Here is a 23,477-nt window from a genome sequence, read left to right on the forward strand (position 1 = left end):
CAATATTATGCGGTATTAGCTATCGTTCCAATAGTTATCCCCCGCTACCAGGTAGGTTACCTACGCGTTACTCACCCGTTCGCAACTCATCCAGAAGAGCAAGCTCCTCCTTCAGCGTTCTACTTGCATGTATTAGGCACGCCGCCAGCGTTCGTCCTGAGCCAGGATCAAACTCTCATTAAAAGTTTGAGTTCTCACTCATTTCTGTCACTGACAGATTTATTGTTTTTTCTTTGTTCAGTACTACAACATATGTTGTAGCGCCCTGCACATTGGTTCGTCTTGTTCAGTTTTCAAAGGTCTTTATCGCTCTCTCAAGCGACAACTATATCAGTATATCACCTATCTATCCCCTTGTCAACACTTTTTTGAAATTTTTTTATCTTTTTTTACAAATTTATTTCCTAACACAATCAATATCACTGATAAATCAATAACTAAAAGGGAAAGGTAACATCTCCCTCTTACCTCTCCCCTATCCACTATATCACCGTGCTGCTAAAGTCTATTAAATATTCCTCTAACTCTCGCAACAGTCTTTTACGTCCCTTAAAGCGCTCATCGCCTAGTAAGCGGTGGTATAACTCTAGTTGTTCTTTGTCTAACTTGGAAGTGTAGGCTGCTAACGAACTTCGAAGAGCGACTAAATCATCTAAAGCTAGTTCGCGCTTGCTCAGTCTATGACTAATGGTGCCAACTTCCTCATAAGACTGTCGATCAAACCGGCGTTTTTGGCTCTCTTGCTTGCGAAGAATGTCATGAATATGATTCCGAAATTTTGTCTTGAAGTAACGATAGAGGCGGCTTTCATCTTGACTGATATCTGGGTGACTTTCTTCTAGCTGGTAATAAACCAGCATACCTTCTTGTTCCCAGTCACTACTCTCCCATAAATGTACATAATAATCCCGTGCACAGCGCCGGACAATCCACTGCACTTTCTCATAGCGTTCCTTGAAGTTCATGTTATCTCCTTTTCCTTTGATAATATGATTCTACAAGAAAAACTCTTCTCTCAGGCCTCCTGTCCCTATCCTGTCTATTTTATACCCTAACTGGTTCCTAACAAAAATATCTATGACATCTCAGGGACTTTTTATGACATGTTAGAACGCAAAAACAACTGCTTCAAAAAGCAGTTGTTTTCTGGATATTATTCTTCGTCTTCAACATCCTGATCATCGTCGGAATATTCATCGTCTTCTTCATTTAACTCAACTTCTTCGCCGAGATCATCTGGAGCTATTTCATTGATTTCAGCATCGTAGGCTTCAACCTCACTCTTTTCATCATCTGGATTGTCTTCATCGTATGAAAGAGCTGGATCCTCTTCATATGAGTCCTCATCTTCAGGATCATCATCGCTGTAATCAATTGCATCTTCGTCGCCGTCCATAAAGGCATTAACGCGTTTTTTCTTGCGTTTCTTAGGCTCGTCTTCCTCATCCGTTTCTTCCAAAGCGATGATTTCTTCATCGACTTCGTCAATGGCATACCAAGAACGAAGACCCCATTTATTGTCACCAAGTGGAATGAAGCTGCCATCTACATTCAGCTCTGTATAAAATAGAGGCAGCGCTTCTCGGATCTCGCTATTTGATTTTTCCAGATAATTTTGAATTTCATTGACAAGCTCATCGAAATACATTTCATGGTCACGCCCGCGCAATTCTAAGATGGCACGTGCTACCTCAATCATCGAAAGCTCACTTTTTTCTTGTTCTGCAAATACTTCTAATTCCAAAGTTATTCTCCTTAAGATTACACAGGCATTTAGCCAGGCATTTTTTCGCTACTTTCTATTGTACGATAAATTTGCCGTCTAGTCAAAAAAATTTCATCTAGGCCATCCGACTTTTCAACTCCAGTCATTCTACCATAATCGTAACATCTATGGAGCAGCACCTTTCTGCAATTTTTAAACATTGACATATTGTGCTCACATGTCTACGACTAATCATGTGATATAATAGATAAAACTTTATAAAATAGAAAGAAGCTTATGCCTCTCCTCCAACGCACCATCAAACTAGCTCTTGCAACATGTCTTGCTGCGGCTCTAGCTGCTTTTTTAGGTCTAAGCAATGCTATATCAGCCGGTATCATTGCTATTCTCAGCGTTTCCGACACCCGCAGAAGCACTATCAAACTAGCCCGTAACCGCCTCTTATCTACTATTTTAGCACTAGCCATCGGGAGCTTATCTTTCATCCTTCTAGGATTTAACCTTTGGAGCTTAGGGATTTATATCCTGCTCTACGTTCCCTTAGCTTATCTCTTTGGCTGGGAAATAGGCATCACCCCCAGCACAGTTTTGGTCACTCATCTACTGCTGGCCCATTCTGTTTCTTGGTCTCTTTTAGCCAATGAAATGGCTGTCTTCCTCATCGGAACGGGATTCGCTCTTCTGGCTAATTTATATATGGCTTCAAACCAGCAAGATATTGATAACTATCATATTCAAGTTGAAGAGCAACTGAAGAAAATTCTACTGCGTTTTGAATATTTCTTAAAAGCTGGAGACGGTCGAAACGATGCAACTCTAATCAAGGAACTGGATACTATCCTTCAAGAAGCCTTAGCACTGGTCTATCTAGACCATTCCAACCATCTCTTTCATCAGACCAACTACCACATTCACTATTTTGAAATGCGGCAGGCGCAGAATCGCATTTTAGAAGATATGGCAGGAAATATCAACAATTGCCAATTGGCAGCCAGCGAGAGCTTGATTTTAGCACGTCTTTTCTCCAAGACAGCCCAGCAACTTAGTCAAGAAAATCCTGCTCACGAGCTGGTTGAAGAAATCGAAACCTGCTTGGCTGTTTTTCGCGAACGCCCACTTCCTAAGACTCGGCAAGAATTTGAAACCCGCGCTACACTTCTGCAACTTTTACGAGACTTGGAGACTTTTATTAAGATTAAAGTAGAATTTTATCAAAATTACCAAAAGGTACAAGCAAGTTAGCTCTGCGCTATTTCTAATAAATAAAGGAGTTGAAAAATCTTCAACTCCTTTTTCTCATTCAGTAAAGGTATTCACTCATTCTTTTAAGTGATAAGAATAACTTGCAACCACGACATCCTCATACCATTTCAAATAGTATTTTAATTTTAAACTCATCTGGTTATGCAGAATATTCTGCCACCTCTTTTTAGGTATAAACTGAGGTACTAGGACTGTCACTGTTCGTCCTTCTTTTTTGGCTCGCTTGGCCACTTTAATCACATACTGAACTGTCGGACTAATGATATTGCGGTAGCTAGTCGTGACTGTCTCAAAGCGAATATCTGGGAAGTAGTCAGCAAATTCCTCGGCGACTTCCGCATCTTTTTCAGCTGTCTCTGCTGTAGAAACATGCATTGCTACGACTTCATCTCCGATACTGCGCGCATAGCTCATCGCACCAACACTGACTCTGGTAACATTCCCTACTAGGACAATTACTGTATTACCAGTGTAGTTCTGACGCTCAATGTGGTTATGCAATCTCAACTGTTTAGCAACTCTATTATAATGCTGCTTGATAGATAAGAACAGCCAAGTCAAGACGATGATAATAGGAAAGAAAGGCCAAATATCTTGAAGACGGAACAAGAGCAAGATAAGGACAATCCCATAACAAATGATCGCACCAAGGATATTCGCAATCGAATGCTTCAAGAAATTATTTCCATATTTTTTCTTCCAATGGACAACCATACCAGTCTGGGAGAGAGCAAAGGGTACGAATACACCAATCGTGTACAGGGGAATCAAGCGTTCTGTATTTCCCTTAAAGATAAACAAAAGAGCAATGGCACCAAAAGCCAAAGTGAAAATGCCATTAGAATAGCTGAGCCGATCTCCTTTTTCCATGTACATATGAGGCATGTATTTATTCTTAGCCATATTGTAGGAAAGCATGGGAAAGGCTGAGAAACCTGTATTGGCTGCCACTGCTAAGATCAAAGCAGTTGACAATTGGAAAACATAGAACAAGATACGACCAAGTGGAGAAGCCCCCAAAATCGCTTGCGCCATCTGAGCCAGAGTCGTTACGCCTTTGACAGGCACGATGCCAATCCAATAATTCAAGAAGGTAATACCAGCAAACATGATTCCTAGGATTAAAGCCATAATCGATAGGGTGGCTGCGGCATTATGGGCTTTGGGTTTCTTGAAAAAGGGAACCGAATTGGAAATAGCTTCCACTCCAGTCAAGGAAGCAGAGCCGCTGGTGAAAGCACGAAGCAGCAAGATCAAACTTACTCCAGCAATCGGACTACCAATGCTCGCAGTTGCGTGATAGTCTAAATTCCCTGTCAGAATCTGCACAAAACCAAAACCAATCAACAATAAAGTGCTGACAATAAAAAGATAGACAGGAATCATCAAGGAAGTGGCCGATTCTTTTAATCCTCGGAGATTCATTAGCATCAGCAAGAGAACTAAGAAAATGGAAATATGTAAATTGTAAGGATGTAAGACGGGAATTGCAGAGGTAATTGCGTCCGCTCCAGAAGCGACCGAAACAGCCACTGTCAACATGTAATCTACCAGCAAGCTTCCGCCAGCAATCAAACCTGCCGTTGGAGATAGATTTTCTGTCGTCACCATATAAGCTCCTCCTCCTTGAGGATAAGCATGAATGACCTGACGATAGGAAATCGTTAAACTCGCTAACAAAATCAATACGACAATTCCTATGGGAAGCGACCACCAAATGGCACCAACAGAAACAGAAGTCAAGACTAAAACAACCTGCTCTGGTCCATAAGCAATCGAAGATAAAGCGTCACTGGAGAGCATGGCTAAAGCTTGCATCTTAGTCAATAAATGGCCATCTTCTCCCTCTTTTCCAGATTTTAATGGGCGTCCAATAAAAAAGCCTTTTAACTTGGCAAACATAAGTTCCTCCTTTAAAACATGAGCCATTCTACTCTTTTTCAGAAAACATGTCAATACTTTTCCGAAAATAAATTTCAACCTCCTACTTTTTATCCAATAATACATTTAAAGTTTCAAACTCAATCTTCTATAAAATTTTCCAGTTTTTCTGGAGACAACATGCTTGTTTATATAGGAGCATCAAAAAAAACGAGCTTTATGCCAAGCTCGTTTTTGATATGTAAATTTCTTAAATTTAGTGATTGTTAGTAAAAGAGTTCAATCTCAGAATAAATAAGATGACAATCAATAGAAACCATCAAAGCATTACTAGTTTATGTCACTCTTCAATCTCAATTCCTTTGGATTCGAATAAATCACGCACTTCTTTAGAAAATGGAAAAATTGTTCCGTCAATGGTTTTTAAATTCGAAAACTGCGATAGCTCCTTTTCAGTCACATTTTCCAAATCAAATTGTTCATCTTCCCCATCCCACAAGGGAATCAATTGTGCATAGATCTCATTTCCTCCATCAAAGAAGAGGCTTTCCACATTCTGCGCATACTCTTTAGGTATTTCCAACTGTTCGAAATAAGCCTGCACTTCAGGAATTGGTGCCTCATAGAAGTCTTCTGGATCTACAGATAAGTTATCAGATTCACAAAAACTGTAGACGTCAAATCGTGGCTCAAGCACGTTTTGTTCATACATTAACTCCTGAATAATAGCCAACTTGAAATTAAAATTATCAAATTGTAAGAAATCACTCATAAATTAGTTCCTTTCAAAATCAGAACGAAGCCTCTATCTTCAGAATACACCAGTCAATCAGTTCTTCCAGTCGCTCAATTGCTTCGGTCATATGCAGGTAGCCCATGACTGCCTCAAAGCCGGTCGACATCCGGTAGGTGACGATGTCTGTATTCTTAGCCTTGGTGTGGCTGTTGGCATTGCGGCCGCGCTTGTAGATATCCTCTTCCTTCTCCGTCAGAATCCCTTCTTCCAGCATGAGAGAGATGAGATTAGCCTGAGCCTTGGCAGAAACGTACTTGGTCGCTTCCCTATGCAGCTGATTGGGCTTAGTGAGCCCCTGAAAAATCAGGTGACGCCGGATATACATGGAGTAGACAGCATCTCCCTCAAAGGCGAGGGCAATACCGTTAATCAGGTTGACATCAGTCACGTGTCCACCTCACTCCGTCCTTGGTATCCAAAAGCTTGATGCCTTGAGCGGCCAATTCATCCCGAATACGGTCTGCAGTCGCAAAATCCCGATTAGCCCGCGCCACTTGGCGTTCCTCAATCAAGCGCTCAATGTCCGCGTCCAAGACTTCTTCTACAAAGACGATACCAAAAACTTCTAAGAGCTCGGCCAAGGCTGCCTTGACTTTAGCGGTGTAGTTGCCAGAGTTGATCCACTTGGCCAGCTCGAAGACAACCGTGATACCATTGGCCGCATTGAAATCTTCGTCCATGGCGGCAGTGAATTTGTCCAGAAAGGCCTGAAGCTGAGCAGATTCTGCCTGACCCGTGAAAGGCTGCTCATAGGTATTTTTCAAATATTTGAGATTGGTCGCTGCATCATAAACAGCTTTTTCTGTGAAATTGATAGGCTTGCGGTAATGCTGGGTAGCAAAGAAGAAACGCAATACCTGACCGTCAATGGTCTTGAGGGCATCATGAACAGTGATAAAATTGCCTAGAGACTTGGACATCTTAACATCGTCAATGTTGACAAAGCCATTATGCATCCAGTAGTTGGCAAAAGTCTGACCAGTCTTGGCCTCTGACTGGGCGATTTCATTGGTATGGTGAGGAAACTCTAGGTCTGCCCCACCACCGTGGATATCAATAGTATCACCCAAAATCTCCGTTGACATGACCGAGCACTCGATGTGCCAGCCCGGACGACCTGCTCCCCAAGGACTGTCCCAGGAAATCTCGCCCGGCTTAGCTGCCTTCCAGAGAGCAAAATCTACCGGATTTTCCTTGCGGGCGGTCTCTTCATCTGTTCGACCAGAAGCACCCAACTCCAAGTCTGCCAAGGTTTTATTAGCTAGTTTGGCATAATTGTGAGATTTTTCGACACGGAAGTAGACATCGCCCTCTGACTCATAAGCGTAGCCTTTGTCAATCAAGTCCTCCACAAAGCGGATGATGTCTCCCATAAACTCTACCACCCTCGGATGACGGGTCGCAGGTTTGACACCTAAAGCCGTCACATCCTCACGAAAAGCTGCGATATACTTGTCAGCCACTTCTTGAGACGTAATGCCTTCTTCCTTGGCGCGATTAATAATCTTATCATCTACATCTGTAAAATTGGAAATATAGTTGACCTCAAACCCCCGATACTCAAAATAGCGACGAACTGTGTCAAAAGCTACTGTTGAGCGGGCATTGCCGACATGGATATAGTTATAAACCGTCGGACCGCAGACATACATGCGAACCTTGCCCTCTTCGATGGGCACAAATTCACGCAGGCTGCGGGTCATGGTGTCGTAAATTTTAATCATGCGGTCCACTCCCTTCTCTATTTCTGACTTTTTCGGCTGAAAACCAGCTCTGCAAAAGGGCCAAATTGTCTGAGGCTATCCAGTTGGTAAAAGCGCTGCCCTTCCTCTTGGGTAAAGAGGGGAACCCCCTTTCCTAGGATAAGGGGCGCTATCTGAATAATGAGGTGGTTGAAAAGATCCGCATCCAAGAGCGGTCCTACCAAGGAATTACCACCAATCACAAAGACATTTTTGCCTTTGTCAATCTGGCGAACAAAGTCCACCACATCCCCAGCTACTGGCTGGTAATTGCTGACAGGCAGGTGCCTATCATGCGTAAAGACATAGTTTTCCGTAGCTTGATAAAAACTTTCTACATCTTGCAAATCTTGGATTTCCTCAAAGGTCCGCTTGCCCATGATGGTGATATCCATTTGCCTGTAAAAGTCATCATAGCCTGTATCCTCTACAGAACCAAGCTGATGCAGCCAGTCTATCCTGTGCTGGCTGTCTGCCAAGTAGCCATCCATGGTGATACAGCCGTAAAAATATACTGCCATTCTTGTAGTTACCTTTCTAGTTCCTTTGCTATTGTCAAAGCGATAGTGAAAAAAGTCATGGCATCAGCTGTCCGTTCTTCATGGCGGGCATCCCAGGTTCGGTTATGATGATCCACATAATCAGCTGTGTAGAAGAATTGATAGACTTTACTCTTGCGAAATTGACTCCAAGCCATGATAGCTGAAGCTTCCATGTCCACCACTTGAGCTCCAGCAGCCAAGCGACGCTTGACCTTATCAGGCGTTTCTCGATAAAAGGCATCAGTCGTCCAAGTCTTGGTGCGGATATGCTCAATATCGTGCTTGTCAAAGATGGCTTCTAGCTTAACCAATAGAGCTTCGTCATAGGCTACTTCGTCACCCGGTGGGGCATAATGGTAGCTAGTGCCTTCATCTCGCAAAGCAGCAGCCGGCAGGATAATCTTGTCCGCCTCAATTGAGCGATCCAAAACGCCACAGGAACCTAGAATGATGAAATTCTTGAAGCCTCTGGCCGCCAACTCCTCCAGTTGGCCAATCACTGATGGAGCTCCAATAAGCGCAGTCATGACCGCAACTTGATTTCCATCATAATTATATACATACCAAGGGAATTGACCGTTAAGATTTTTTAAATAGCCTCCTTGATAGACTTTTTCTGACTCAATCAAACGTTTCAGAATTTCGCCATTAAAGGACAGGATGATAGTTTCACAAACCTCACCCTTGTCCATAATCTGCCTATCTGTTGGCTCAATAACCCCAGCTACATCTTCGAATTCCTCTAATAACATAACTTCTCTTTCTTTAGGACTTCAGCAAAGCCATCCTCGTCTTTTTCTTTGACGGCAAAGTTTGGCCTCATCTTTTCGGCTTCACTTATAGTGAGCCCATTGGGTTACAGTTTACCAAATCACTCTTTGGCAAGACCTCCTAAGGTATCTTGTTAGCTGTCCAAAATTGGCCTTTCTTAGAGCTCCGACGAATGGTGGCTGGCTTCACGGGCATGCTCCAGCTTGTCCAAATAATATTCTCGCTGTTCTTCCACCTCGTGGATGGTTGGCTCATCTTTCTGACCATGAACACGCACGATCTTAGCCGGGATACCAACTACGGTTACATCACTAGGTACATCTGCCACAACAACTGCTCCAGCTCCAACTTTGGCATTTTCACCAATTTCAACTGGGCCAATGACTTGAGCATGAGCAGAGACCAAGGCGCCCCGACGCACAGTCGGATGCCGTTTCCCTGTATCCTTACCAGTTCCGCCTAAGGTCACGCCATGATACAGAAGCGCACCCTTTTCCACGATAGCCGTTTCACCGATAACCAATCCACCACCATGGTCAATGAAGACTCCAGACTCAATCTGAGCACCAGGATGAATCTCAATCTGAGTCCAAAAACGCCAAAATTGGCTATGCATGCGTGCCAGTAGCTTAAAACCTCTCTTCCAGAGGAAATGAGAAAGACGGTGGGCTGCCAAGGCCTTGACACCTGGATAAGTCAGGATGACCTCCAGCGAAGTACGAGCAGCTGGATCATTTTCTTTTACAATCTCAATGGCTTCTTTCCACCAGCCCATCTTCTTCTCCTTTCATTAGGTAAAATAAGGGAGCAGGCCCTACACAAAGAAATTTGTAAGGTAATTGAGCCTGATCACTCCCTTTTCATTATTCTTCTGATTTAGCTTTAGGAGCTTCTTCATGTTTCTTATGAAAATGCCCTTTTTCCTGATGTTTATCGTGGTCTCTCTTTGGCTTGTCTGGCTTAGGCGGACGTGGCAAGAGAGCTTTCATAGACGCATCTACGCGGCCTTTTTCATCAATTTTAATGACCTTAACATCGACAAAATCACCAATTTGTACCAAGTCTTCGACATTGTTGGTTCGAGTCCAAGCCATTTCAGAGATGTGAACGAGAGCATCGGTCTTGTCAAAGAGGTTGACAAAGGCACCGAATTTCTCAATCCGAACAACCTTAGCATGGTAAACTTCATCCACTTTAGCTTCACGAACCAAACCAGCAATGATTTCTTTGGCACGGTTAATAGCCGCTTGATCGCTAGAGTAGATGGACACATTTCCGTCTTCGTCAATATCAATCTTAACGCCTGTTTCAGCGATGATCTTGTCGATAGTTTCGCCACCCTTACCGATGACAATCTTAATCTTGTCCACATCAATCTTGATGGTATCAATTTTCGGAGCAGTTGGAGCCAACTCAGGACGCGGAGCTGGAATTGTCGCTTCAATCAAGTCCAGAATTTCAAAACGAGCTTTCTTAGCCTGAGCAAGAGCTTCTGTCAGGATTTCCGCTGTAATTCCTTCAATCTTGATATCCATTTGAAGAGCTGTAATCCCTTCGCGAGTACCAGCCACCTTAAAGTCCATATCGCCAAAGTGGTCTTCCAAACCTTGAATGTCCGTCAGAACTGTGTAGTTGCTACCATCTGAAATCAAGCCCATAGCAATTCCGGCAACCGGTGCCTTAATCGGCACACCACCAGCCATCAGAGCTAGAGTGCCCGCACAGATAGAGGCTTGAGAAGAAGAACCATTTGATTCCAAGACTTCTGCTACCAGACGAATAGCGTATGGGAATTCTTCCAAGCTAGGCAAAACTTGCTCCAAGGCACGTTCCCCAAGAGCACCGTGTCCGATTTCACGACGGCCAGGAGCCCCATAACGACCTGTCTCCCCGACAGAGTATTGCGGGAAATTATAGTGGTGCATGAAGCGTTTCTTGTATTCTGGATCCAAGCCGTCCACAATTTGCGTTTCTCCCATTGGTGCCAGAGTCAGAACAGACAAGGCTTGGGTTTGCCCGCGAGTAAAGAGACCAGAACCATGCACGCGCGGCAGGTAATCCACTTCCGCATCCAGCGGACGGATTTCATCAACTTTACGGCCGTCAGGACGGACCTTATCTTCAGTAATCAAACGGCGCACTTCCGCATGCTCCATTTGTTCTAAGATTTCAGCCACATCACGCATGATACGGTCGAATTCTTCATGGTCTGCGTATTTCTCTTCATAAACCGCTGTGACTTGGTCTTTGACAGCCTGAGTTGCAGCTTCACGCGCCAGCTTTTCTTCTACCTGAACGGCCTTTTGCAAGTCGCTGTTGTAGACCGTGACAATCTCTGCCTGCAGCTCCTCATCAACATGCAACAATTCTACTTCTGCTTTTTCCTTACCGACTGCTGCGACAATTTCTTCTTGGAAGGCAATCAATTCCTTGACCGCTTCGTGCCCTTTGAGAAGAGCTTCCAGCATGATATCTTCAGAAAGTTCCTTGGCTCCAGACTCTACCATGTTGATAGCATCTTTAGTACCAGCCACTGTCAGTTCCAAAAGCGAAACTTCTTTTTGTTCCTTGCTAGGGTTGATGATGAATTCACCATCTACATAACCGACTTGAACTCCTGCGATCGGGCCATTAAAAGGAATATCTGAGATAGAAAGAGCCAGAGAGCTACCGAACATAGCAGCCATTTGAGGTGAAGCATCTTCGTCATAAGAAAGAACAGTATTGATAACCTGGACTTCATTGCGGAAGCCTTCCGCAAACATAGGGCGAATCGGACGGTCAATCAAACGAGCCGTCAAAGTCGCATCTGTTGACGGACGGCCTTCCCGTTTCATAAAGCCACCAGGGTATTTCCCAGCCGCATACATTTTTTCCTCATAGTTGACCTGCAATGGGAAAAAGTCACCCGTAGCCATCTTTTTGGACATGGTTGCCGCAGTTAAAACGGTACTTTCTCCATAGCGAACAACGGCGCTGCCATTTGCCTGCTTTGCAACCTGACCAGTTTCAACTACCAGCTCACGACCTGCAAAAACGGTTTTAAAAACTTGTTTTGTCATAAAGACTCCTTGCCGAGCACATGCTCAAATTTTTTCATACGCCTTGGCTACAAAGATCAAGATATTAAGACCGTCAAAAGCTAAGTAAGATAGGAAACTGACGAAGTCTTCGATGAAGACAAGACAGTTTATCTTTTTACACAGCTTTTAGGTCGTATTCAGTTCATCAAGATACACTTAAAGTGCTAAGAACGGTTCGACTAGCTCTTTTAATTTGATTTGATGGTTTTAGTAGTTTATTATATCCTCATCTTTGTATCAAGCACGTACAGACCCTATTTTACCACAATTTCAGCCAAAAGAAAAAGGTCGGAAATGGCTTTTTTCTATAAAGTTACTGAAAATCCATTTTTCTTTTTTCTAAGCAGACTGCTGAAATCATATTTCCCTAATTTTTCCTATAAGCAAGGCATTCTGAAGGAATTTTTGCTATACTGAATATAGTTATTTAATCAAAAGGAGTAGACTATGGAACAAAAACATCGTTCTGAATTCCCGGAAAATGAACTCTGGGACCTAACGGCCCTTTACCAAGACCAAGAGGACTTCCTCCGGGCCATCGAAAAGGCCAGAGAGGACATCCAAAAATTCGTCCGTGATTACCAAGGCAAGCTCAGCACTTTCGAAGATTTTGAACGGGCATTTGCTGAGCTGGAGCAGATTTATATCCAAATCAGCCACATCGGGAACTACGGTTTTATGCCACAGACCACTGACTTTGGTGATGAGAGCTTTGCGCAGATTGCCCAAGCAGCCATGGAGTTTGAGACAGAAGCCAATGTCGCACTCAGCTTCTTTGACGACGCCCTGGTCAGTGCAGATGAAGCTGTCTTGGAGAAACTAGGCCAAGAACCCCATTTGACTTCAGCTATCCGCCAGGCCAAAATCAAAAAAGCCCACTATCTGGGAGCAGACGTCGAAAAAGCCTTGACCAATCTAGGCGAAGTCTTTTACAGTCCACAGGATATTTACACCAAGATGCGGGCTGGCGACTTTGCCATGGTTGACTTTGAAGTAGACGGTAAAGTTTACAAAAACAGCTTTGTCACCTATGAGAATTTCTATCAAAACCATGAAAATGCAGAAATCCGCGAAAAAGCTTTCCGTTCATTCTCAGAAGGTCTTCGTCAGCATCAAAACACTGCCGCAGCTGCCTATCTGGCTCAGGTCAAGTCTGAAAAATTACTAGCTGACATGAAAGGCTATGACTCTGTCTTTGACTACTTACTGGCAGAGCAAGAAGTTGATCGCTCTATGTTTGACCGGCAAATTGACTTGATTATGAGTGAATTTGCCCCAGTAGCTCAGAAATACCTCAAGCATGTCGCTAAGGTAAACGGACTTGAAAAAATGACCTTTGCCGATTGGAAGCTGGACTTGGACAGCGAGCTCAATCCTGAAGTCAGCATTGACGATGCCTATGACCTCGTCATGAAGTCAGTCGAGCCACTTGGACAAGAGTATTGTCAAGAAGTTGCCCGCTATAAGGAAGAACGCTGGGTCGACTTTGCGGCCAATGCTGGAAAGGATTCTGGAGGCTATGCTGCGGATCCTTATCGGGTTCACCCTTATGTCCTCATGAGCTGGACTGGACGTATGAGTGATGTCTATACTCTGATTCACGAGATTGGCCACTCTGGTCAGTTTATCTTCTCTGACAATCACCAAAGCTACTTCAACGCCCACATGTCCACCTACTATGTGGAAGCACCGTCTACCTTTAATGAGCTCCTGCTCAGTGATTATCTGGAGCGCCAGTTTGATAACCCTCGCCAGAAACGCTTTGCCCTGGCTCACCGTCTGACGGATACCTACTTCCACAACTTCATTACTCACTTGCTGGAAGCTGCCTTCCAACGCAAGGTCTATACTTTGATCGAAGAAGGCGGAACTTTCGGGGCAAGCAAACTCAACGCTATCATGAAAGAAGTCTTGGCAGAATTCTGGGGCGATGCCGTTGAGATTGACGACGACGCTGCTCTGACTTGGATGCGCCAAGCCCACTACTACATGGGGCTGTACAGCTACACTTACTCTGCAGGCTTGGTCATCTCTACCGCTGGCTACCTACATCTGAAAAATGACGAAAATGGTGCCCGTGACTGGCTTGAACTGCTCAAATCTGGCGGTAGCAAAACGCCGCTTGAGTCAGCTATGATTATTGGAGCAGACATTTCGACGGATAAACCACTCCGCGACACCATCCAATTCTTGTCCGACACAGTTGATCAGATTATTGCTTACAGCGAAGAGTTAGGCGAGTAAAAAAACAAGACTGAGACATTTTTGTCTCAGTCTGTTTTTACATGATTCAATTAAATCTGCTCCCAGAGATAGACTTGGAAGCTAAATTTTTAAAAAAGTTTGAAGAAATATAGATAAACCAAAATATAGATTGTAAAACAGACGCTAAATATAAGCCACCTTATCCAGAACTGTGACTTGCTATAATTTTTAGCACGTAGGAGGCCAATAAAGAACCAAATCAGGCCCCAAAAAAACATTCCCAACAGTTGAGGAGCATAATATGAAATCAAAACCAAGCAAAAAAGGACAAAGCTTAATACAGCCATGATACTTTTTTCCGTTATTTGCGACCTAGGAATCATCCAGCCCACAAAGAAACAGAAAATTGGCACCGCAATAAACGGAGTAAAAACCATCAAAATAAAGCCAAACTGCGATAATGACTCAATCATAAGCAGCGCCCTTTCTATACCTTGTAATTTACCTTCTTCCTATTATAACCTAAAAACTATATTTTCCAACAAAAAAACTGGAATATATAATTTTTCTTAAATCGATAGAGGACTAATGAGGCAAGCCAGGGGCGTGAGAGACACCAGCTACCTACACCTGAAAATGACGAAAATGGTGCCCGTGACTGGCTAGAACTGCTCAAATCTGGCAGCAGCAAGACTCCACTTGAGTCAGCCATGATTATCGGAGCGGATATCTCAACAGATAAACCACTCCGTGATACCATCCAATTCTTGTCTGATACAGTTGATCAGATTATCGCCTACAGTGCTGAGTTGGGAGAGTAAATTAAAAGAGTCTGGGACAAAAGTCTAACCTTAAATATAAAAAGCGAACAAAACGAGTTATCTGACACTCAGAATACTGTCTTGTTCGCTTTTTTTCTAATCTATCGATTTTAAAAATTTATAATAAAGAATTCCTAAAATCAAAATTTTTTGTCCCGACCTCTTAAATTATCCCCAAAAGCTATCTTCTTCAGCTTGATCTGAAGAGAAGAGCCAAACTTCTTTGATTTTTCCGTCTTCAATACGGAAGAGGTCAATCCCGTTCATATTGAGTTCAGTACCATCAGCACGTGTTCCGAGAAAAGTAACATTAGCTGCGATTAAATCCTTATTGTCAGAAACCCAATTTGTTACCACCTTAAAGGTTCCATTAGTTTTCTCAGCAAATGTAGCCAGGTGAGTTCCTAGCTTGTCCTTACCAACAACTGTACCAGATATACTATGAGTACCAGGTTGATGCCAGATAATATCGTCTGCCATAGTTTCAAAGACACCAGGAAAGTCACCAGCAATTAAAGCTTGGTTATAAGCATTGAAAATTTCTAAGTTTGTTGACATACCTATTCTCCATTTCTTTTTTATGATATAATTGTAATATTTACAAATAAAAAACAAGTAGACACTTTTTTGATAGCTAGTATCAAAAGTAGTACTATTATTGATACTAAAAGATAAATTTTTTTAAAAAAATAGAAAGAAGATATTTTATGCCAAATAAAGTGAGTGAGTATGGTATTTGTCCATTTGCGACAACGCAGAGGGTTTTAACGGGGAAATGGGCACTGGTAATCATTTATCAGTTGAGTACGGGTACCAAACGATTTAAAGAATTGCAGAGATTATTGCCTGGGATTACTCAAACTATTTTGACACGTCATCTCCGTCAATTAGAAAAGGATAAGATTGTTCAACGAAAGGTCTATGCGGAAGTTCCCCCACGAGTTGAGTACAGCTTAACCGAAATGGGACAGGAATTCAAAGTTGTATTAGATGCTGTGGAAAACTGGGGTCTGGATTATATCAAGTTGCTAAAAACTAGTGAGATGAGCAACTGATAAATCCTATAGAGGAAATGTGTTTTCTGTTTAATCCCTCAATTAAAAGACAGTAAAGTAAACCAGTATTTTTCCAATCAATTTTCTTGAAACCCTTTGTTTCTTTTGATAGACTAATACATAGTTTTAAAAAAAGGAGATAGAAAATGAAAAAATTTGTCGCTGAATTAATCGGTACGTTCATGCTTGTGTTCATCGGAACAGGAGCTGTTGTTTTTGGAAATGGTGTTGAGGGTCTTGGCCACCTAGGAATTGCTTTAGCATTTGGCTTGGCAATCGTGGTAGCAGCTTTCTCAATTGGAACTGTTTCAGGTGCTCACTTGAACCCAGCTGTTTCAATCGCTATGTTTGTTAACAAACGCTTGTCATCAAAAGACCTTGTCAACTACATCCTTGGACAAGTGGTTGGAGCTTTCCTTGCGTCTGGTGCGGTCTTCTTCCTCTTGGCGAACTCAGGCATGTCAACTGCTAGTCTTGGTGAAAATGCCTTGGCAAACGGTGTAACTGTCTTTGGTGGTTTCCTGTTTGAAGTCATCGCAACTTTCTTGTTTGTTTTGGTGATCATGACCGTGACTTCAGAAAGTAAGGGAAATGGTGCGATTGCTGGTTTGGTGATTGGTTTGTCATTGACAGCTATGATCCTTGTGGGATTGAACATCACTGGGCTTTCAGTGAACCCAGCTCGTAGCTTAGCGCCTGCTGTATTGGTAGGTGGTGATGCTCTTCAACAAGTATGGATTTTCATTCTTGCACCAATCGTAGGTGGTGTTCTTGCAGCTCTTGTTGCGAAAAACTTCCTTGGAACAGAAGAATAATTAAAGAAAATAGAGCCTTGCTCCTCAATTTGGGGAACAAGGCTTTTTCTATGCAAACGAAAAAGCACTCCCCGTTTCAAATGGGGAGCGCTTTGATTTTAACTTAATTCAGCAACGATGGCCTTGATTTGTTCTGCTGTGTGAACACCTGCAACTTGTTTCACCACTTGGCCGTCTTTTTTGAAGAGAAGGGTTGGGATGGACATGATTCCAAAGGCACGAGCTGTATTTGGGTTTTCATCTACGTCCATTTTAACGATTTTCAGGACATCTTCTGAAAGTTCTTCAGACAATTTGTCCAAGATTGGACCTTGCATACGACATGGACCACACCAAGGTGCCCAGAAGTCTACCAAGACCAAACCGTCTTTTGTTTCTTGTTCAAATGTTGCATCTGTAATTGCTTTTGCCATTGTATTTCTCCTTTTTAATTATATTGGCTTAAATCTTGTTTCATCAGGAAAAAGTACACATCTCCATAAGTCCCATGGTAGTCCAAATCATGACCATTATAAACTAACTTTTTAACTGGATGATAATCCGCCACCCCGATCAGGCAGGCTTGCTGGGATAGTTCAAACTCCTCATAAGACTCGAAAGTTATCTTCCGTTCTGACTTAGCTGCATCTAGATAGATAATTTCAATCATAAGCTCTCCTTTTTGATTCCATTCGTAATTTATGATTCAATTGTAACTGAATGTGTTACATTTGTCAAATCAAACGCATCCGCCACTGCTAGATCGCCTCTAAATTCCGATTAATCATCTTCTCCTTTTTGTTTGACTTGATTCTAGCACAGTGTAAAGAAGAAATCTTTGGCAAAACAAGCACAAAGGCTACGTTTGTTTTTATTTTTATGTTAAAATAAAAGGTATGGACAAAATTATCAAAACAATCTCAGAAAACGGTTCTTTCCGTGCTTATGTACTGGATAGCACAGAGACGGTTCGGACCGCTCAAGAAAAACATCAGACTCAAGCAAGTTCTACCGTGGCACTCGGCCGCACACTGATTGCCAGCCAGATTTTGGCAGCAAATGAAAAAGGCCAGACCAAGATCACCGTCAAGATTCTTGGTAGCAGCTCGCTAGGCGCAATCATCACCGTGGCAGATACCGAGGGCAATGTCAAGGGCTATGTGCAAAATCCCGGTGTCGATATTAAAAAGACAGCCACTGGCGAAGTTCTGGTCGGCCCTTTTGTCGGCTCTGGTCAATTTTTGGTTATCACGGACTACGGCACTGGCAATCCCTACAATTCCATGACGCCACTCATCTCTGGTGAAATCGGCGAAGACCTGGCCTTTTATCTGACTGAGAGCCAGCAAACTCCTTCTGCCGTTGGCCTCAATGTTCTCTTGGATCAGCATGATAAAGTCAAGGTTGCTGGTGGTTTCTTGGTTCAAGCTCTGCCTGGTGCTAAGGAAGCTGATATCGCCCGCTTTGAGAAGCGGATCCAAGAAATGCCTGCCATTTCTAAGCTGTTAGAATCCGATGACCATATTGAAGCACTGCTGGCTGCCATCTATGGAGACGAACCCTACAAACGCCTGTCTGAAGAAGAAATTCGCTTCCAGTGCGACTGCAGCAAAGAGCGCTTCATGAATGCCTTGGCTACCCTTCCAAAGGCTGACTTAGAAGAGATGCATGACCAAGACCACGGGGCTGAAATCATCTGCCAATTCTGCCAGACGGCCTATCACTTTGACCAAAATGACTTGGAGGAACTGATTCGTGACAAATCTTAATACCCCTTTTATGATTGGGAATGTCGAAATTCCTAACCGTACGGTTCTGGCGCCTATGGCTGGCGTAACCAACTCTGCTTTCCGGACCATTGCCAAAGAGCTGGGAGCAGGCCTGGTCGTGATGGAAATGGTCTCTGACAAGGGCATCCAGTATAACAACGAGAAAACTCTCCATATGCTCCATATTGATGAGGGAGAAAATCCCGTTTCTATCCAGCTTTTCGGTAGCGACGAGGACAGTTTAGCCCGCGCAGCGGAATTTATCCAAGAAAATACAAAGACGGATATCGTCGATATCAACATGGGCTGCCCTGTTAACAAAATCGTCAAAAACGAAGCTGGCGCTATGTGGCTCAAGGATCCAGAGAAAATCTATAAAATCATCAACAAGGTCCAGTCCGTTTTAGATATTCCCCTAACAGTCAAAATGCGAACAGGTTGGTCCGACCCATCTCTCGCAGTAGAAAATGCTCTGGCAGCCGAAGCGGCTGGCGTTTCAGCTTTAGCCATGCACGGTCGCACCCGTGAGCAAATGTATACTGGTCATGCTGACCTTGAGACCTTGCACGATGTGGCCCAAGCTCTTACCAAGATTCCTTTCATCGCCAACGGTGATATCCGCAGTGTGCAAGAAGCCAAACAACGTATCGAAGAAGTCGGTGCTGACGCTGTCATGATTGGTCGTGCAGCTATGGGAAATCCCTACCTCTTCAATCAAATCAACCACTACTTTGAAACAGGAGAAATCCTCCCTGATTTGACTTTTGAGGACAAGATGAAAATCGCCTACGAACATTTGAAACGATTGATTAACCTCAAAGGAGAAAACGTAGCCGTTCGTGAATTCCGCGGACTCGCTCCTCACTACCTTCGTGGGACATCTGGTGCAGCTAAACTTCGCGGTGCCATTTCACAGGCCAGCACATTGGCAGAGATCGAGGAACTCTTGCAACTCCAACATTAAAGAAATAAGAAAGGAAGCATCTACAAAGGTGCCTCCTTTTTTTACAAATTTCTTTTTTCTTATTTGATCAATTGAACACTGGCTACTTTACCGTCAGCGCCAGTAGTGATTTGGATGCCCAATTTAGGAGCAGATGGCTCAGCAGAACCCAGCTGAGCTGTATAGCGACCATCATCCAAAGTATAGGCATATGAAGCAACATGGTAAGTATTGACAGTTCCATTTGCTGACTTGACACTAAACTGTCCGCCTGCTGAAACAGTCACTGTACTACCTCCTGCATCTGTCCAATTACCTGCAGCTGCAGAGAAATCTCCATCCACCATATTCAAAACGCCTTTATAACGAGCATTTGTTTCTGCCTGCTTGTTTTGAAGCTGACGATCAGTGGCTGGATTTTGAGCTGGTTGACTCGGTTGGGCTGGCTGAGTCGCTTGATTTGGTTTAGTTGGTTGAGTCGGCGTGGCTTGTTGACTAGGAGCTTGTTGAGATTGGCTTGGTTGAGCCTGTGTATTTTGTTGACTTTGAATCTGCTGATTCACCCCTTGTTGTGTTTGGTTTTGTGAAGGTTGAACAGATTCCACAGCTTTCTGTACTTGTTCTGCTTGCCCTACTGTTTTATTTGAAGAAGCATTGCTGCTGGCTTTTGGAGCGCTGCTAGCCTTACTAGATGAAGCAACTTTAGAGCTAGAAGAAGCTTGTACTGTCTTATTAGCACTTGTGCTAGTCTTGGTTTCTTCTTTGTGACCACAAGCCCCTAAAAGTAAGCTAGAAGCTAGAACAGTAGCAGCCATCAATTTTGTATAAGTCTTAGTTTTCATTTTTTCTTCTCCTTTGTAACATTTGGAAATCTCTTTGTAATATTATTGTAACGCTTGTAATAAAGTATGTCAACTAGATAAATGGAATTTTTCAAAAAATTTTGAAGCAAATAGCAACCAGAACTTAGGCCTCCTCTCTTCCTCAGTAGATATGTCGCTACTTTTATATTCGTAATGAACATAAAAAAAGAGGCTGGGACAAAAGTCCCATCCTCTCAATTGTCTTTGGATTGTCGAGCAAGGCGCAGTGGTTGAGTGGGCTCTACTACGCTGATTTCATCAGCTTTTACAGCCCTACTCAACTGTGCGGAGGTGGGACGACGAAATCGAATTCTAACGAATTACCGATTTCTGTCCCACTCTCAAGTAAAATATATCATCAATTTTCTTTTAACACGTTTTTTCTGTCTTCAGTTTATAAACTTTTCTCGGTTTCTTCTTAGGCACGCGCTTGACACCGGCCTCTTCCAAATATTCTCCAAATTTTACGAGAAAATTATTGCTGACGATGGGGCGTCTAGGCGTGATGAGATTGACCAACTCAGTCCCTTCATAGACAGTAAACGGTGATTCCAGCAGATGGAGAAAAGTTGGATTCCAGTCCAGTCGCCCCTGAATCCGCTTGATAGACTCCAGCAGGATTTGGTAGTGGTCAAAGGCAAAGTCCTCTGCTGTTAGAAGCCGCTCGCCATCTCTAAAACTCCTTGTCTTAAAGTCCACATTAAGGAAGGTGACTTCCTTAGCATCATCACCAGCCTTGACTTGGTTGATAGCGATTGCCGGCAGATAGACCAGATGGGCAATGGTGATAACCCAACCACGCGGATCGCGTCCTGGAGTGGAAACCGTCATCAGCTGCTCCACCTTTTCCAGCGGTATCTCGAGGTCTACTTCTTCCTTGACCTCCCGAATGCAGGCTTGATAGGCATCCTCATTTTTGTCCACAAAACCTCCGACCAGAGCATATTTATTCTGATAAGGATGGGCCTTGCGCTTAATAACCAAGAGTTTTATCTGGCCTTCCACAAAACAATAAGCCACCATATCTGCTGTTACGCTAGGTGTCTCATACTTGGGCAAATCCTGTGTCTTGTACCATGCTAAAAAGGCGGACTCATCCGCCATTGTTTCGTAATACTCTTTTTCCGACATTCCCGCTGGGATATCCTGTTTGGTCATGAATTTTTCTTCCTTTCCTAAGCTATTTTTTCTATCAAAAATCCTCCAAATCTTGCTCTAAGCTTTCTTCACTGCCTTGGTCCACTGATACCAGCCGACGATACTATTGAGGGTATAGACCCAGTACATGGCCTGGATATGAAGGTTGCTACCCCACCAGAGGTAGATACTGAAGAGATTGGTCGCAATCCAGAAAATCCATTGCTCGCGATAGAGCCCCGTCATGAGAAGCTGGCCGATTCCATTGGTCGCATCTGTCACACTATCGCGGAAAGGCCGGTGACTGTGAATGCTCTTATAAGCAAAGCCCATGCCAATCCAAATCAAGGCAGTCAAGGCCAAATATTTAAGCCAGCCACGCCAGTCTAACTTCTTAGCTTCAAAATGAGAAGGCTCTGTCTTATCTTGTTCATTGACTCGGTTGGACAGCCAAGTATAAAGGCCAATCGGCTGCATGATAAAGAAGTAAACCGTAGTCAGCACTTCTCCATAAAAGCTAGCCTGGAAGGACAAAATGAGATAAATCGCCGAATTAACAGCTCCAAAGAGGTAATTGCTGGCCCGCCCCTCAGCTACTAGGATGACGCAGACGATGCCTGTCCAGGAAGCAAAGAGTCCCAACCAGTCATGCTGCTCCTGCCCACTGGTAAACTCCAGAATGAAGGGCAGACTGGAAAGAGCAATCAAGTAGAGCCATTGAGACAAGCTACGCCCGCCAAATAAATCCTGCCAGAGCAATTTGGCAATACCGCTAAAGCCCTGTTCTTTAGCTGCTGCACAGACATTCTGAAAATTCCGAGCAAAGGTTTGAGATTTTTGTTTTAGTCCTGCGGAGAGAGCTGCAGGTGAGAGTTTTTGATTTTTTACTACCATTCTATTTTACCACTTTCTTTTTTAATCTGCTTGATAAATCATGTCGATCGCTTCTTTAGCCGCCTGATAATTGTCAAAATAACTGCCAGCCAGATAGACCGTCGGAATATGAGCTAAACACTCCTCTTTCAGCCTTTTCAAATAGCTAGAAAAATCACTGCGGATAGCCTCGTCTGCCATGCTCATATCGCGAAAGCCATCGTTGACATAGGCTCCGACCGGCTCAGCAAAGAGAATCAAATCCCATTTTTCCTTAGACAAAATGCTGGCAAAGAGATTGTCAAAGGTATCTGTCTCCTCGTCTTGAACGGGACTTTCTTTCAGATAGTAGTCATAGTAGGCCTTGGTTACTAGCGAATTTGTATCGGCCACGACCAGACCACGGTTTGCGTTGCTGTCAATGAGGCGAGAAGTCTGAGCGTATTGCCCCAGAAGTAGATAATAGTAATCCTTAGGTGTCAACTCATCGTCTCGTACGTTATTTTGAATCTGGTATTCTCGAGCATATTCTAGACTAACTGGAGCATCATAGTAGCGAGCCAAATCCTTAGCCAAGGTCGTTTTACCATTACTGGCGCTACCCATAATCAGCACTTTCTTGGTAAAGTGACGGCGGAAAGGTTGGGCGATATATTTCCAATAAAGGCTAGGATTTTCCCGAATCATCGTAGCTGAAATCCCAAACTGTCGCTCCTCAAAAGAAGTTTTGAAGCCACGCTTTTCCAACTCGGCCTGATAATCAGCCTCTCCGACAAAGAAAATCAGCTCTTCACCTTCTGCATCATAGCCCACCAACTCTAATAAAGTCGACAGCCACTTGTCCCAACCCAGAGGATAGCGGGGAAAAGACGTTTCGTCTAGTTTATAAACCTGAGTCAGTTCATCATCTGCGAAGGTCTCACGAGTATAACGGAATCGCTTCTGCAGAGACAGACCTGCTTCCTCTCCACGGTCTTCCTGATAACCAGAAACCACCACGCGCACCTTGTCGTAAGAACGCTTCGCCTTCTGAATCAAATCGATATGCCCCTGATGCAAGGGAGCAAAGGTTCCAAAGACGATTGCAATTTTTTCTTTCATACGCTTAACCTTTTTATTATATTTTATTATTTCTATGGTTTTATTATAAACTATATTTTCTTTTGTCAATAGTTTTTTATAAAATTTTATAAAAATATTTTTAAGACACTTT

General features: G+C 43.3%; 24 protein-coding genes, 1 rRNA gene and 1 pseudogene. 7 read left to right on the forward strand and 19 right to left on the reverse strand.

From position 1 onward, the window contains the following. The 3 genes from HMPREF9960_RS01595 to rpoE all read right to left on the reverse strand — a co-directional run. Window positions 1-183, reverse strand: a 16S ribosomal RNA gene (locus tag HMPREF9960_RS01595); the annotation flags it as partial. 299 nt (window positions 184-482) lie between these two features. Continuing rightward, on the reverse strand, window positions 483-965 hold the full coding sequence (locus HMPREF9960_RS01600; protein WP_005591121.1) for a sigma-70 RNA polymerase sigma factor region 4 domain-containing protein: 483 nt from the start codon (window positions 963-965) through the stop codon (window positions 483-485). Window positions 966-1,153: 188 nt separating this feature from the next. Beyond that, window positions 1,154-1,744 (reverse strand): DNA-directed RNA polymerase subunit delta, encoded by a 591-nt coding sequence (gene rpoE, locus HMPREF9960_RS01605; RefSeq protein WP_005591122.1) that lies wholly within the window; start codon window positions 1,742-1,744, stop codon window positions 1,154-1,156. Between the two features lie 258 nt (window positions 1,745-2,002). On the opposite strand from rpoE, the gene HMPREF9960_RS01610 reads away from it, so the two are divergent. Then, window positions 2,003-2,968, forward strand: coding sequence for an aromatic acid exporter family protein (locus tag HMPREF9960_RS01610; RefSeq protein WP_005591123.1), 966 nt, complete (start codon window positions 2,003-2,005; stop codon window positions 2,966-2,968). Between the two features lie 75 nt (window positions 2,969-3,043). On the opposite strand, the gene HMPREF9960_RS01615 is transcribed toward HMPREF9960_RS01610, so the two are convergent. The 8 genes from HMPREF9960_RS01615 to pnp all read right to left on the reverse strand — a co-directional run bounded on the left by HMPREF9960_RS01615 (window position 3,044) and on the right by pnp (window position 11,783). Then, entirely contained in the window at window positions 3,044-4,891 is a 1,848-nt protein-coding gene (locus tag HMPREF9960_RS01615; protein ID WP_005592048.1) for an APC family permease, read from the reverse strand. A gap of 319 nt (window positions 4,892-5,210) precedes the next feature. Further along, window positions 5,211-5,642, reverse strand: a complete 432-nt coding sequence (locus HMPREF9960_RS01620; protein WP_005591125.1) for a DUF6892 domain-containing protein — start codon at window positions 5,640-5,642, stop codon at window positions 5,211-5,213. Between the two features lie 19 nt (window positions 5,643-5,661). Further along, window positions 5,662-6,054, reverse strand: a complete 393-nt coding sequence (locus tag HMPREF9960_RS01625; RefSeq protein ID WP_005591126.1) for a Mini-ribonuclease 3 — start codon at window positions 6,052-6,054, stop codon at window positions 5,662-5,664. Further along, window positions 6,047-7,390 (reverse strand): cysteine--tRNA ligase, encoded by a 1,344-nt coding sequence (gene cysS / locus HMPREF9960_RS01630; protein WP_005591127.1) that lies wholly within the window; start codon window positions 7,388-7,390, stop codon window positions 6,047-6,049. Before cysS ends, HMPREF9960_RS01625 begins: the two co-directional genes overlap by 8 nt. 17 nt (window positions 7,391-7,407) lie before the next feature. Next, entirely contained in the window at window positions 7,408-7,929 is a 522-nt protein-coding gene (locus HMPREF9960_RS01635; RefSeq protein WP_005591128.1) for a dihydrofolate reductase family protein, read from the reverse strand. 8 nt (window positions 7,930-7,937) lie between these two features. After that, window positions 7,938-8,702 (reverse strand): nucleoside phosphorylase, encoded by a 765-nt coding sequence (locus tag HMPREF9960_RS01640; RefSeq protein WP_005591129.1) that lies wholly within the window; start codon window positions 8,700-8,702, stop codon window positions 7,938-7,940. Between the two features lie 176 nt (window positions 8,703-8,878). Next, entirely contained in the window at window positions 8,879-9,496 is a 618-nt protein-coding gene (cysE, locus tag HMPREF9960_RS01645; protein WP_005591130.1) for a serine O-acetyltransferase, read from the reverse strand. An 88-nt stretch (window positions 9,497-9,584) separates the two neighbouring features. Continuing rightward, window positions 9,585-11,783, reverse strand: a complete 2,199-nt coding sequence (gene pnp, locus HMPREF9960_RS01650) for a polyribonucleotide nucleotidyltransferase (protein WP_005591131.1) — start codon at window positions 11,781-11,783, stop codon at window positions 9,585-9,587. 468 nt (window positions 11,784-12,251) lie between these two features. On the opposite strand from pnp, the gene pepF reads away from it, so the two are divergent. Beyond that, a complete protein-coding gene (gene pepF, locus HMPREF9960_RS01655) occupies window positions 12,252-14,048 on the forward strand; it encodes an oligoendopeptidase F (RefSeq protein WP_005591132.1) in 1,797 nt (598 codons plus the stop codon). Between the two features lie 89 nt (window positions 14,049-14,137). On the opposite strand, the gene HMPREF9960_RS10975 is transcribed toward pepF, so the two are convergent. Beyond that, window positions 14,138-14,446 (reverse strand): hypothetical protein, encoded by a 309-nt coding sequence (locus HMPREF9960_RS10975; protein WP_037586054.1) that lies wholly within the window; start codon window positions 14,444-14,446, stop codon window positions 14,138-14,140. A 195-nt stretch (window positions 14,447-14,641) separates the two neighbouring features. Here HMPREF9960_RS10975 and HMPREF9960_RS10270 point away from each other — a divergent pair. Further along, a pseudogene (locus HMPREF9960_RS10270) lies at window positions 14,642-14,830 on the forward strand (oligoendopeptidase F); the annotation flags it as partial. A gap of 168 nt (window positions 14,831-14,998) precedes the next feature. On the opposite strand, the gene HMPREF9960_RS01665 reads toward HMPREF9960_RS10270, so the two are convergent. Then, window positions 14,999-15,388: a nuclear transport factor 2 family protein gene (locus HMPREF9960_RS01665; RefSeq protein ID WP_005591134.1), complete on the reverse strand. Its 390-nt coding sequence runs from the start codon at window positions 15,386-15,388 to the stop codon at window positions 14,999-15,001. 149 nt (window positions 15,389-15,537) lie between these two features. Between HMPREF9960_RS01665 and HMPREF9960_RS01670 the strand changes: the two genes are divergently transcribed. After that, window positions 15,538-15,885, forward strand: coding sequence for a winged helix-turn-helix transcriptional regulator (locus HMPREF9960_RS01670; RefSeq protein ID WP_005591135.1), 348 nt, complete (start codon window positions 15,538-15,540; stop codon window positions 15,883-15,885). 146 nt (window positions 15,886-16,031) lie between these two features. Beyond that, the gene (locus HMPREF9960_RS01675; RefSeq protein WP_005591136.1) at window positions 16,032-16,700 is read left to right on the forward strand and encodes an MIP/aquaporin family protein; all 669 of its coding nucleotides are present in this window, start codon (window positions 16,032-16,034) and stop codon (window positions 16,698-16,700) included. Window positions 16,701-16,798: 98 nt separating this feature from the next. On the opposite strand, the gene trxA is transcribed toward HMPREF9960_RS01675, so the two are convergent. Together trxA and HMPREF9960_RS01685 are read right to left on the reverse strand one after the other, a co-directional pair. Further along, window positions 16,799-17,113 (reverse strand): thioredoxin, encoded by a 315-nt coding sequence (trxA, locus tag HMPREF9960_RS01680; RefSeq protein WP_005591137.1) that lies wholly within the window; start codon window positions 17,111-17,113, stop codon window positions 16,799-16,801. Window positions 17,114-17,127: 14 nt separating this feature from the next. Then, the gene (locus HMPREF9960_RS01685) at window positions 17,128-17,349 is read right to left on the reverse strand and encodes a DUF4649 family protein (RefSeq protein ID WP_005591138.1); all 222 of its coding nucleotides are present in this window, start codon (window positions 17,347-17,349) and stop codon (window positions 17,128-17,130) included. Between the two features lie 226 nt (window positions 17,350-17,575). On the opposite strand from HMPREF9960_RS01685, the gene hslO reads away from it, so the two are divergent. Both hslO and dusB read left to right on the forward strand, forming a co-directional pair. Next, entirely contained in the window at window positions 17,576-18,448 is an 873-nt protein-coding gene (hslO, locus tag HMPREF9960_RS01690) for an Hsp33 family molecular chaperone HslO (protein WP_005591139.1), read from the forward strand. Further along, window positions 18,435-19,412, forward strand: coding sequence for a tRNA dihydrouridine synthase DusB (gene dusB / locus HMPREF9960_RS01695; protein WP_005591140.1), 978 nt, complete (start codon window positions 18,435-18,437; stop codon window positions 19,410-19,412). Before hslO ends, dusB begins: the two co-directional genes overlap by 14 nt. 59 nt (window positions 19,413-19,471) lie before the next feature. Here the strand turns inward: dusB and HMPREF9960_RS01700 are convergent, their stop codons facing one another. From HMPREF9960_RS01700 to HMPREF9960_RS01715, 4 genes are all read right to left on the reverse strand, one after another. Continuing rightward, a complete protein-coding gene (locus HMPREF9960_RS01700) occupies window positions 19,472-20,233 on the reverse strand; it encodes a hypothetical protein (RefSeq protein ID WP_005591141.1) in 762 nt (253 codons plus the stop codon). 390 nt (window positions 20,234-20,623) lie between these two features. Beyond that, a complete protein-coding gene (locus tag HMPREF9960_RS01705) occupies window positions 20,624-21,412 on the reverse strand; it encodes an NUDIX domain-containing protein (RefSeq protein ID WP_005591143.1) in 789 nt (262 codons plus the stop codon). Between the two features lie 57 nt (window positions 21,413-21,469). Continuing rightward, window positions 21,470-22,285 carry a nicotinamide riboside transporter PnuC gene (gene pnuC, locus HMPREF9960_RS01710; RefSeq protein WP_005591144.1) on the reverse strand — a complete coding sequence of 272 codons (816 nt, stop codon included), beginning with the start codon at window positions 22,283-22,285 and terminating at the stop codon, window positions 21,470-21,472. A gap of 21 nt (window positions 22,286-22,306) precedes the next feature. Then, entirely contained in the window at window positions 22,307-23,365 is a 1,059-nt protein-coding gene (locus HMPREF9960_RS01715; protein WP_005591145.1) for an AAA family ATPase, read from the reverse strand. Window positions 23,366-23,477: the final 112 nt, after the last annotated feature.

This window comes from Streptococcus cristatus ATCC 51100 (assembly GCF_000222765.1).
Lineage (GTDB): Bacteria > Bacillota > Bacilli > Lactobacillales > Streptococcaceae > Streptococcus > Streptococcus cristatus.